Annotated in this window: 13 protein-coding genes and 1 pseudogene; 7 read left to right on the top strand and 7 right to left on the bottom strand. The window is 64.6% G+C overall.

Translation table 11 applies throughout. The features are described 5' to 3' along the window. The 5 genes and pseudogenes from N5D48_RS24355 to N5D48_RS24335 form a co-directional block, all read left to right on the top strand. Nucleotides 1–730 (top strand): annotated as a pseudogene (locus tag N5D48_RS24355) (acyl-CoA dehydrogenase); the annotation flags it as partial. Between the two features lie 13 nt (nucleotides 731–743). Then, nucleotides 744–1,517: an enoyl-CoA hydratase gene (locus N5D48_RS24350; RefSeq protein WP_014591720.1), complete on the top strand. Its 774-nt coding sequence runs from the start codon at nucleotides 744–746 to the stop codon at nucleotides 1,515–1,517. Nucleotides 1,518–1,848: 331 nt separating this feature from the next. Then, nucleotides 1,849–2,253, top strand: coding sequence for a TraR/DksA family transcriptional regulator (locus N5D48_RS24345; RefSeq protein ID WP_110738762.1), 405 nt, complete (start codon nucleotides 1,849–1,851; stop codon nucleotides 2,251–2,253). Nucleotides 2,254–2,414: 161 nt separating this feature from the next. Next, entirely contained in the window at nucleotides 2,415–4,004 is a 1,590-nt protein-coding gene (locus tag N5D48_RS24340) for a methyl-accepting chemotaxis protein (RefSeq protein WP_279888572.1), read from the top strand. Between the two features lie 115 nt (nucleotides 4,005–4,119). After that, nucleotides 4,120–4,314, top strand: a complete 195-nt coding sequence (locus tag N5D48_RS24335; protein ID WP_279888570.1) for a hypothetical protein — start codon at nucleotides 4,120–4,122, stop codon at nucleotides 4,312–4,314. Between the two features lie 7 nt (nucleotides 4,315–4,321). Here the strand turns inward: N5D48_RS24335 and N5D48_RS24330 are convergent, their stop codons facing one another. Beyond that, a complete protein-coding gene (locus N5D48_RS24330; RefSeq protein WP_279888574.1) occupies nucleotides 4,322–4,519 on the bottom strand; it encodes a hypothetical protein in 198 nt (65 codons plus the stop codon). A gap of 315 nt (nucleotides 4,520–4,834) precedes the next feature. Here N5D48_RS24330 and N5D48_RS24325 point away from each other — a divergent pair, with 315 nt between their 5' ends. Beyond that, the gene (locus N5D48_RS24325; RefSeq protein WP_279888569.1) at nucleotides 4,835–5,305 is read left to right on the top strand and encodes a hypothetical protein; all 471 of its coding nucleotides are present in this window, start codon (nucleotides 4,835–4,837) and stop codon (nucleotides 5,303–5,305) included. Next, the gene (locus tag N5D48_RS24320; protein WP_279888568.1) at nucleotides 5,302–5,520 is read left to right on the top strand and encodes a hypothetical protein; all 219 of its coding nucleotides are present in this window, start codon (nucleotides 5,302–5,304) and stop codon (nucleotides 5,518–5,520) included. The genes N5D48_RS24325 and N5D48_RS24320 overlap by 4 nt, the downstream gene beginning before the upstream one ends. Nucleotides 5,521–5,676: 156 nt before the next feature. Here the strand turns inward: N5D48_RS24320 and N5D48_RS24315 are convergent, their stop codons facing one another. The 6 genes from N5D48_RS24315 to mbhE all read right to left on the bottom strand — a co-directional run. Further along, the gene (locus N5D48_RS24315; RefSeq protein WP_279888566.1) at nucleotides 5,677–6,042 is read right to left on the bottom strand and encodes a Na+/H+ antiporter subunit G; all 366 of its coding nucleotides are present in this window, start codon (nucleotides 6,040–6,042) and stop codon (nucleotides 5,677–5,679) included. Beyond that, a complete protein-coding gene (locus N5D48_RS24310) occupies nucleotides 6,039–6,317 on the bottom strand; it encodes a K+/H+ antiporter subunit F (RefSeq protein ID WP_279888564.1) in 279 nt (92 codons plus the stop codon). The genes N5D48_RS24315 and N5D48_RS24310 overlap by 4 nt, the downstream gene beginning before the upstream one ends. Continuing rightward, nucleotides 6,314–6,802 (bottom strand): Na+/H+ antiporter subunit E, encoded by a 489-nt coding sequence (locus N5D48_RS24305; protein WP_279888561.1) that lies wholly within the window; start codon nucleotides 6,800–6,802, stop codon nucleotides 6,314–6,316. The genes N5D48_RS24310 and N5D48_RS24305 overlap by 4 nt, the downstream gene beginning before the upstream one ends. Next, nucleotides 6,799–8,478: a monovalent cation/H+ antiporter subunit D gene (locus tag N5D48_RS24300; protein WP_279888559.1), complete on the bottom strand. Its 1,680-nt coding sequence runs from the start codon at nucleotides 8,476–8,478 to the stop codon at nucleotides 6,799–6,801. The genes N5D48_RS24305 and N5D48_RS24300 overlap by 4 nt, the downstream gene beginning before the upstream one ends. Continuing rightward, entirely contained in the window at nucleotides 8,475–8,819 is a 345-nt protein-coding gene (locus tag N5D48_RS24295; RefSeq protein ID WP_013971840.1) for a Na+/H+ antiporter subunit C, read from the bottom strand. Before N5D48_RS24295 ends, N5D48_RS24300 begins: the two co-directional genes overlap by 4 nt. Further along, nucleotides 8,819–10,853 (bottom strand): hydrogen gas-evolving membrane-bound hydrogenase subunit E (mbhE, locus tag N5D48_RS24290; RefSeq protein WP_279888557.1); only part of this gene is annotated, 2,035 nt, incomplete at its 5' end. The genes N5D48_RS24295 and mbhE, both read right to left, overlap by 1 nt.

The following is a 10,853-nucleotide window of genomic DNA, read 5'->3' as shown; positions in this document are numbered from 1 at the left end:
CAGCCTGAAGACCCGCGCTCGCCTGGATGGCGATCACTACGTGCTCAACGGCAGCAAGCAGTTCATCACCTCCGGGCAGAACGCCGGGGTGGTGATCGTTTTCGCTGTCACCGATCCGGACGCCGGCAAGCGCGGCATCACGGCCTTCATCGTGCCCACCGATTCGCCGGGCTACCAGGTGGCGCGGGTCGAGGACAAGCTCGGCCAGCATGCCTCCGACACCTGCCAGATCGTCTTCGACAACCTGCGCGTGCCAGTGGCCAATCGCCTGGGTGAAGAAGGGCAGGGCTACAAGATTGCCCTGGCCAACCTCGAAGGCGGGCGTATCGGCATCGCCTCGCAGTCGGTGGGCATGGCCCGCGCCGCCTTCGAGGTGGCCCGCGACTACGCCAATGAGCGACAGACCTTCGGCAAGCCCTTGGTCGAGCACCAGGCCGTGGCTTTTCGCCTGGCCGACATGGCGACGCAGATCGCCGTGGCCCGGCAGATGGTGCTGCACGCCGCCGCTCTGCGCGACGCCGGGCGCCCGGCGCTGGTGGAAGCCTCGATGGCCAAGCTTTTCGCCTCGGAAATGGCCGAAAAGGTCTGTTCGCATGCCTTGCAGACCCTGGGCGGTTATGGCTATCTGAGCGACTTCCCGCTGGAGCGGATCTACCGCGATGTACGGGTCTGCCAGATCTACGAAGGCACCAGCGACATTCAGCGCATGGTCATTGCGCGCAATCTTTGAAGGAGCAGTCTGCATGGCATTCGAAACCATCCTGTTGGACATCCACGGCAAGGTCGGCCTGATCACGCTCAACCGCCCGCAGGCGCTCAACGCCCTGAACGCGCAGATCGTCGGCGAGATCAACCAGGCCCTGGACCAGTTGGAGCGTGACCCGAACATCGGCTGCGTGGTGCTGACAGGTTCCGCCAAGGCCTTCGCCGCCGGCGCCGACATCAAGGAAATGGCCGAGCTGCAATATCCGCAGATCTATGTCGATGACCTGTTCAGCGACGCCGATCGCATCGCCAACCGGCGCAAGCCGATCATCGCCGCGGTGTCCGGCTTCGCCCTGGGCGGTGGCTGCGAGCTGGCGATGATGTGCGACTTCATCCTGGCCGCCGACAACGCCAAGTTCGGCCAGCCGGAGATCAATCTTGGCGTGCTGCCGGGCATGGGCGGTACCCAGCGCCTGACTCGTGCCGTCGGCAAAGCCAAGGCCATGGAGTTGTGCCTGACCGGTCGCCTGATGGGCGCCGAGGAAGCCGAGCGCGCTGGCCTGGTCGCGCGCATCGTGCCGCAGGCCGAACTGGTTGAAGAGGCGCTGAAAGTGGCTGCGGCCATCGCCAGCAAGTCGATCCCGGTGAGCATGATGGTCAAGGAAAGCGTCAACCGCGCCTTCGAGGTCACTTTGAGCGAGGGGGTGCGCTTCGAGCGCCGGGTGTTCCACGCAGCGTTCGCTACCGAAGACCAGAAAGAAGGCATGGCAGCCTTCATTGCCAAGCGCGAAGCGCAATTCAAGGACCGTTGATGGACAAGGGCGCAGCCAGGCTGCGCCCGCACGGTGTTCTGCCGAACGGGTGAAGCGTCGCCCTGACGCTCGTGGCAAGGTATTTGTTGCGGCATATTGCCTGGCAGCGCCAGATCCGCGTGCCTGTAGCGTGCGATACGCCACCAATGGGCGGATTCCTGCCCATTTCGGTCAATTCCTCCGTCATTTCTGTTGCCCGCCGTCGCCTGGCACCTTAGACTGCCGCCCCCTGTAAAAGAGTGCCGGTTGGCGCTTGAAGAATTTCGCTATCGACGATATGACGTCGGCAGCACCTGAATCGCCCAAATGCACATTTTTCATAGAGAAGTCGATGACCAAGGAACAGTTGCTGGCCATGTCGGCCGATGACTACATGAACGCCGAGCAGCTCGCGTACTTCACCGCGTTGCTGCAGGCGATGAAAGTCGAAACCCACGAGCGCATCGAACTCAGCCGCAATTCCATCGAAAGCCTGGATACCCCATCGGATCCCGCTGACGTGGCGTCGGTCGAGGAAGAGCGCACCTGGCTGGTCAACGCCATCGATCGTGACCAGCGCCTGCTGCCGCAGCTGGAGATGGCCCTGGACCGTATCGCCGACGAAAGTTTCGGCTGGTGCGACGACAGCGGTGAGCCGATCGGCCTGAAGCGCCTGCTGATCAGCCCGACCACCAAGTACTGCATCGAAGCCCAGGAGCGTCACGAGCAGCTCGACCGCCACCAGCGGCAGATCTGATTCGACGCCTTGCGCAAGGCCCCACGGAGCGATCCCTGGGGCCTTCGTGTTTTATTGCCTTGCATCAAGCGTGACCGCCTTGCTTTCAGGTGAGCGTGGATAATGGCGTTATAGTGGCGTTTAATGGCGGCACAAGAACGACATGCGGATGGACCACGACGATGATGCGAGAAGGATCTCTCTCGGCTGACGAAAAGCCGCTCTCCATACCTGCCCAGGCAGTTGCCTTGCTGCGGGGCGTCGCGCTGTGCGCGGTGCTCACGGCTGTGGCGTTTGCCGGGCTGGCACTGTACTTCGCTTTGCCACTAGCATTGCTGGTGCTATGGCTGCCCTCTGGTCGGCGATCGCGACCGCCCGTTCAGGCGTCGGCGCCGGCCCAGGACCGCGAGCTGTTTCAGGAGCTGGCACGTGGCACCAGCCACAATGCACTGTCGGCCGCCTCGGTGGCGCATTCGGTACAACAGCTTGCGGCGCGCGTGCAGTCACAGCTGGGGGCCGCGCAGGAGATCGTCGGCAGCGCCGAGGTCATGATCGCCACCGAACAGACTGCGGCACGCTTGAGCCAGCAGGCGCTGGAGGCGGCACGTGCGGCCCATGGCAGCAGCGTCTCGGGGAGCGAGGTGCTTGCCGAATCGATCCGCCGCATGCGTGGCCTGAGCGAACGGGCCATGAGCAGCCGTGAACTGATCGAGGCGCTGCACCAGCGCAGCGAGGCCATCGCGCGGGTTACGCTGGTGATCCAGACCATTGCCAGCCAGACCAATCTCCTGGCGCTCAACGCCGCCATCGAGGCGGCGCGGGCAGGGGAGCACGGTCGTGGTTTCGCGGTGGTCGCGGACGAGGTGCGTGGACTGGCCGGACGCACCGCCAGCGCCACCGAGGAAGTGGGGCAACTGGTGACCGATATTCAGGTGCGCACCGCCCAGGTGGTGGCGCAGATCCGCGAGTTGGCCGAGGACCTGGGCCATGGCGTCGAGCAGGTCGAGCAGACCGGCGAGCAGCTGACCCAGATCGCCAGGCTCGCCGCAGGCGTCGAGGATCAGGTGCGCGAGATCGCCGTGGGCACGCAAACCAACCAGGCCCAGCTCGACACCTTGTTCCAGGCCGTGGCCCAGGTACGCAGCGACCTGGCGGTCAGCGACCAGCAGACCCGGCGCCTGGCCAGGACCGCGGTGCAGATGGAGGGACAGGTCGAGGGGCTCAGCGAGCGCCTGGCCGAGGTTGGGCTGGACGCCTATCACCAGCGTGTGTTCGAGCTGGCCGAGGCGGCCGCGCGGCAGATCGGCGAACGCTTCGAAACGGATATCGATCAGGGGCGCATCGGCCTGGAGGATTTGTTCGATCGTCGTTACCAACCCGTTGCCAACCAGCAGCCACCCCGTTTTACTACGCGCTTCGATCACTACACTGATAGCGTATTGCCGCAGATCCAGGAGCCGTTGCTGCTGCACGATGGCCTGGTGTACGCCATCGCCTGCACCGAGCAGGGCTATGTGCCCACCCACAACGCTGCTTTCAACCAGCCGTTGACGGGCGACCCCGTGCACGACACCGCGCACAATCGCAGCAAGCGCATGTTCGACGATCGTACCGGCAGCCGCTGTGGCAGCCATCAGCAGCGACTGCTGCTGCAGACCTACACCCGTGATACTGGCGAGTTGATGCACGATCTGTCCGTGCCGATCTTCGTCCAGGGACGACACTGGGGTGGCTTGCGCCTGGGCTACCGACCTGAGCCAGGGCTGGACTGAGGGCGTTTGTTGCCGTTGCTGCAACACAGCAATGCCGACAGATGCTGTTTTCCTGCCTTGGCAAGGCGTATCATGCCAACTTCGTTAGGTTGCTAATTAAATTCCGGAGGGGATGATGAATAGCCGAATCGATGTGGCGGTGATGATCGGTAGCGGTGTGCCTGCATCGCTGCAGGCGTTGGGCAAGCGCTTGTGCTGGGTGGTGCTGGTCGACGGCGAGCGCCGCGGCACAGCCTTTGCCAGCCGTGACGAGGCGCTCGAGTGCCAGGCCGCGTGGCAAGCGCAGGTGGCCGCGAGCAAGGCGGCCTGAGGGGGCTTCAGCGTTCGAAGGCGCGAGCCAGTGCGCAGGCGTCCGCGTGGCGCTGGCGGAATCCCCTGGTCCTGCCGGTGGCGCGTTCGACCACATGATAGAAGGCGATGCCGGCGGGGATGACGATGAAACGGGGCATGCCGATGCAGTCATCGGGGTGGCAAATGCTTCGTGGCACTCGACGGATTTCATGGTTTTCGTGCATATTCGCTTCCTTGTAATGTGCGCATGAAGGGCGCTGCCCTTTTTAGTGAAGGGGCCGGCCTTATCGATCGCATCCTTCCTGACATCTTTGCTGTCAGGCATTACGGATTCCTTTTATGGAAATTGGTCGAAGCATACTTCGCAGCCATTGGCCGTGGCCGAGTGAATCGTTTCCCGGTTGTTGCCCGCGCCTGGCGCGCAGATGCTCCGTAACCTGTTTTCACAGTCCTTGGGACGTTTACTTGAAGTGGCTGCTACCTGACCCGCACAGGCGTCCGGGATGTGGCCAGTGGCAATTGATGTGAGGAACTCTTCATTGGCAGTCAGTACACTCGACCCCCATGCGTTGTTTACCCTGGGCGACCTGCGGGCCAAGTTGGTCAAGCTTTTCCAGGGGCGTTTCATCTACGTGACCGAACAGAATGCCGAAGGCTTGTACATGGCCGAGATCGATACCGACAGTGCGATGGTGGTCGATGACAAGCAGCGCCTGGAGTTGAAGGTCGGCGACCATTTTCGTGCCGCGGTGCTGCCCAGCCGGGAAGGTGGCAAGCTTGAGCTGCGCTTTCGCGAGATCAAGCTCAATGTCTACGGCCAGGGCGACTACGCTTTCGTTTCGGTGGCGGAGGGGGAAGCCATCGTGTTCCGCGAAGGGCACGGCGTGATGCTGGTGTTTGCAGCCCAGCAACAAGTGCAGGAAGGCCTGGGCAAGTTGCTCAAGGCCGTCACCGGCAAGGCTGCCAAATGGCGCAAGGGTGAGCTGACCACTTTCAAGGCCAGCGAGTGAGTGACGAGCGGGAGCCCGCCTCGCGGGCCGATTTCCACCGTGAGCATCAGGCCCGCGCGCTTGAGCAGGCCGAGCGCCTCTTGGCGCGCCGAAGTGAATTGCAAGGCGCCTGGCTGGCCTGGGTGGCCGGCGAGCTCTACCAGATGAGCCCACCGCCCTTCGTCGCCATGGTGCGACGCGAACTGCAGCGCCTGAGCCAGAAAGGGCAGCTCTAAGCCTTCAGCTGCAAGCTGCAAGAAATGTCAGACATCCGCGGACGCTATATTCTTGCAGCTTGCAGCTTGCAGCTTGCAGCTTGCAGCTTGCAGCTTGCAGCTTGCAGCTTGCAGCTTGCAGCTTGCAGCTTGCAGCTTGCAGCTTGCAGCTGTTTTTCAGTTACCGCGATCACGCCCGCTGCTGACTTCTTCCGGTACGTCCTCGCCCGAGGTGCGCTTGCGAAACAGCGCGGCCCTGGCCAGCAGCAGGGTGGTCACCGGCACGGTGATCGACAGCAGGATCGGGATCAGCCAGGCGTGCAGCACCGGGCTTTGCTTGAGCGCGGAAAAATACAGGATCGAGGCCAGCGCGACGCACCAGGCGCCAATGGTCGAGGCCAGCGCGGGAGGGTGCATGCGCTGGAAGTAGTCCTTCAGGCGTACCAGGCCAATGGCGCCAATCAGGGCAAACAGGCTACCGAGCAACAGCAGGGTGGATACCGCCAGCTCCAGCCAGAAGGGCAGTTCGATGGTTTCGCTCATTCGATCACCTCGCCACGCAGAAGGAACTTGGCCAGGGCAAAGGAGCCGACGAAGCCAAACAGGGCGATCAGCAGCGCGCCCTCGAAATAGGTGTCGCTGGCATAGCGGATTCCCAGCACCAGCATCATCAGCATGCCCAGAATGTACAGGTAGTCCAGGGCCAGTACACGGTCCTGGGCGGAGGGTCCGCGGAACAGCCGGATCAGTGCCAGGCCCATGGCGATGGCGAAGATGAACAGGCTGGCGAGGACGGCGTAGGCAAGCAGGCCGCTCATTCGAAGATCTCCATCAGCGGACGTTCATAGGTGTGCTTGAAGTGATCGATGAACGCGGCTTCGTCGTCCAGGTCGAAGACGTGCAGCAGCAGGACGCTGCGGTCCAGCGCCAGCTCCGACCAGACCGTGCCTGGCACCACCGTGGTGATCATCGACAAGGCCGCAAGGCCATGGGCATCACGCAGGGCCAACGGGATGTGCACGAAGGCCGAGCGTGGCGGCCTGCTGCCGGCGCGCAGCACGGAACGCGCGACCAGCAGGTTGGAGTGGATCACGTCGACGCCGACGCGGACGATCAGCCGGGCGATCGCCAGAGGGCGGCGCACATGGGCGTGCTGTGGCCGCAGCGGTGCCATCAGCAAGGGCGCCAGGATGCCCAGCGCGGCGCCGAACAGCAGGTTTCCCGGGCTGACCGACAGATTGAGCAGCAGCCAGAGCGCGAACAGTGAAACAGATAGCAGCGGGGCGGGGAACAGTCGCTTCATGGCTGCGCCTCCATGCCTGCGGTAGTCGGGCCGGGCAGGGCCTGAGCGGCCATCACCGCGCGGATGTAGTTGTCAGGGGCCTGCAGGCTGGCCGCGGTGTCCTGGGTATAGCGCAGCAGCGGCTCCGCCTTGAGGCTGAGGAAAACGCACAGGCCCAGCAGGATGACGATGGGCACCCCCTCGTAGCGACGCAGCACCGGCGAGGGGCGCTCTTCGGGTTTCCAGAAGCGCTGGATGCCGACCCGGCCGAAGGCGATCAGCGAGGCCATGCCGGAGAGCACCAGCAATGCGATCAGGGTCCAGCCCGCCGTCCCCAGTGGTTGCTCGGGCGCAACGCCCATGCCTTGCGGATTGAACAGCGCGCTGATCAGGTTGAGCTTGCCGATGAAGCCCGACAGCGGTGGCATGCCGATGATCAGCAGGGCGCAGGCGATGAAGCTCAGGCCCAGAAAGGCCATGGTCCAGGGAATGATCTGGCCGATCACTATCTGTTGCTCGTCGTCCAGGTTGATGCCTTTGGGAGGGTGGAGCGATTCCAGGGGCGGCGGCATCGCATCTTCTTCGTCCTCCAGCGGCGCTTCGTTGGCCGAGCGTGAGCGCTCGATCAGTTCGGCTAGCAGGAACAAGGCGCACAAGGCCAGGGTCGAGCTCGCCAGGTAGAACAGTGCGGCGCCGGTGAGCACGGGCTGACCGAAACCGATGGAGGCCATCAGCGTGCCGGCCGAGACCAGGATGCTCAGGGCCGCCAGGCGTTCCAGGCGTTGCGCGGCGAGGATGGAAACCGCGGCCACGGCGAGCGTCGCCAGTCCGCCATACACCAGCCACTCGCCACCGTAGTGCGCCGAGGCACCGGCCTGGCCGGAAAACAACAGGCTCCATAGGCGCAGCACGGCATACAGGCCGACCTTGGTCATGATCGCGAACAGCGCGGCCACTGGCGCGCTGGCCGATGCATAGGCCGGTACCAGCCAGAAGTTCAGCGGCCAGATGCCGGCCTTGGCCAGGAAGGCAATCGCCAGGATCGCCGCGCCGGCATGCAGCAGGCCGCGATCGGCCTCCGGCACCAGTGGCACCTTCAAGGCCAGGTCAGCCATGTTCAGGGTGCCGGTCACGCCGTAGAGCATGGCTGCGCCTACCAGGAACAGTGACGAGGCGAACAGGTTGATGGCGATGTAGTGCAGCCCGGCCTTGACCCGTGCCTTGCCCGAACCGTGCAGCAACAGGCCGTAGGATGCCGCCAGCAGCACTTCGAAGAACACGAAGAGGTTGAACAGGTCGGCCGTGAGGAATGCGCCGTACAAGCCCATCAGCTGGATCTGGTACAGCGCATGGAAGCTCGCCCCGGCGCCATCCCAGCGTGCCCGGGCGAACAGCAGGGCGCAGCTGCCGACGATGCCGGTGAGGGTGAGCAGCAGCGCCGAGAGGTGATCCACCACCAGTACGATGCCGAACGGCGCCGGCCAGTTGCCGGGCAGGTAGACGCCGATGGATTCGGCCTGGCCCTGGGTGCGCACCCACATCAGCAGCGTGACGGCGATGGCCAGGCCGGCAAAGGTGGAGAGCAGGTTGAGGCGGGCTTTCAGCCAGCGGTGCTTTTCGCCGATCAGCAGCATCAGCGCCGCGGTCAGCAGCGGCAGCAGGATCGGGGCGATGATCAGTTGACTCATGCCGCTCATTCGTCACGCTCCCGGCCATCCACGTGGTCGGTACCGGTCAGGCCGCGCGATGCCAGCAGCACCACCAGGAACAGCGCGGTCATGGCGAAGCTGATGACGATGGCGGTCAGTACCAGTGCCTGGGGCAGTGGGTCGGTGTAGTGCAGCAGGTCCTGGGGCACGCCGTCCTTGATGATCGGCTCCTTGCCGATGAACAGGCTGCCCATGCTGAAGATGAACAGGTTGACGCCGTACGACAGCAGGCACAGGCCCATGATCACCTGATAGGTACGCGGACGCAGGATCAGCCAGACCCCCGATGCGGCCAGGACGCCGATGGCGACTGCAATGACTTCTTCCATCAGACGGCTCCTGCTCGGCTGGACTTGGCGGGATTGCCGGGGCGGTAGGCGCGGACCGACTGGTGTGCCAGCGCGGTGAGGATGAGCAGGGTCGAGCCGACCACCACGGTGTACACGCCGATGTCGAAGAACAGCGCGCTGGCCACGTGCACGTCACCCAGCAGCGGCAAGTGCAGGTGGGCGGTATGGGTGGTCAGGAACGGATAGCCCAGCAGCATCGCGCCGACGCCGGTAAGCGTGGCGCAGAGCAGGCCGGTGCCCATCCAGCGTAGTGGGCGCAGGCTCATCTGGGCCTCTACCCACTGGGTGCCGGCAACCATGTACTGCAGGATGAACGCCACCGACATCACCAGGCCGGCGACGAAGCCGCCGCCGGGCTGGTTGTGGCCACGCATGAACAGATACATCGACACCACCAGGGCGATCGGCAACAACAGGCGCACCAAGGCCGCGGGCACCATCATGAAGCCCAGGGCGGTGTCGGTGGCATGGCGAGGGTTGACCAGGTCGGTGACCACATCCGGGGCCAGCAGGCGCTGTTGCGCGGGCAACTGCATGCTCTCCTTGGGCGGGCGGAAGCGGCGCAGCAGTGCGAAAACGCTGAGCGCGACGGCCACCAGCACGGTGATCTCGCCAAGCGTGTCGAAGCCGCGGAAGTCCACCAGCATCACGTTGACCGTGTTGGTCCCGCCGCCCTGCGGCAGGGCGCGGCTGAGGTAGAACGAGGAGATGTCGTTCGGTGTCGGGCGGGTCAGCATGGCGTACGACAGCATGGCCATGCCGGCGCCCACCAGCACGGCCAGCACCAGGTCGCGCAGGCGGCGCAGGCGAGCGTGATCCTGACTGCCAGGCAGCGGTGAGACGCCCTCGATGCGTCGTGGCAGCCAGCGCAGACCAAGCAGGATCAGCACGGTGGTCACCACCTCGACGGCCAGCTGGGTCAGCGCCAGGTCCGGGGCGGAGAACCAGACGAAGGTGATGCAGGTCATCAGCCCGCAGACACCGACCATGATCAGCGCGGCAAGACGGTGGTACTTGGCCTGGTAGGCGGCGCCGAGGGCGCAGGCGATGGCGATCAGCCACAGCGCGACGAACACGCCGGACCCAGGGATCTTTGGTCGATCACCCCAGCTCAGGCCGCTGAACAGCAAGGGTATGAGGCCCGCGAGGAACGCCGCCAGCACCAGCATGAACAGCTGCTTCTGCAGGCGGCGGGTGGTCAGCAGGCGTTCGATGCGACGGGCCAGCAGCATCAGGCGCACCAGGCCATGCTCGAACAGGCGCTTGCCATTGAAGCGCTCGATCAGCGGTGGATAGGGGAACCGTCCGCGCTGCAGCTGCCTGCGCAGCAGCAGGTAGAGGACGATGCCACCGGTCATGGCGATCAGGCTCATGATCAGCGGCGCATTCCAGCCATGCCAGATGGCCAGGCTGTACTCGGGCAGGGTACCGCCTACCACCGGCGTCGCGGCAGCGGCCAGCAGCGGGCCCACCGACTGCGCCGGGAAGATGCCGACCACCAGGCAGGTGAGTACCAGCAACTCGACCGGCGCGCGCATCCAGCGTGGCGGCTCGTGCGGGGTGTGGGGCAGGTCCTGGGCGCTCGGGCCGAAGAACACGTCGACGGTAAAGCGCAGCGCATAGGCCACGCTGAACGTCCCGGCGAGGGTGGCGATCACCGGCAGGGCCGCCTCGACCCAGGCGGTCGAGGTGATGAATACCGTCTCGGCGAAAAACATTTCCTTCGACAGGAAACCGTTCATCAAAGGGACGCCGGCCATCGACGCGCTGGCGACCATGGCCAGGGTCGCGGTGAAGGGCACCAGGCGGAACAGGCCACTGAGGCGGCGGATGTCGCGGGTGCCGCTCTCGTGGTCGATGATGCCGGCAGCCATGAACAGCGAGGCCTTGAAGGTGGCGTGGTTGAGGATATGGAACACCGCGGCGACGGCGGCCAGCGGGCTGTTCAGGCCCAGCAGCAGGGTGATCAGGCCCAGGTGGCTGATGGTCGAGTAGGCCAGCAGGCCTTTGAGG

The organism is Pseudomonas sp. GD03858 (genome assembly GCF_029840925.1).
Lineage (GTDB): Bacteria > Pseudomonadota > Gammaproteobacteria > Pseudomonadales > Pseudomonadaceae > Aquipseudomonas.
The sequence above is the reverse complement of the archived record's forward strand: the minus strand, read 5'-3'. Positions and strand labels throughout refer to the sequence as shown.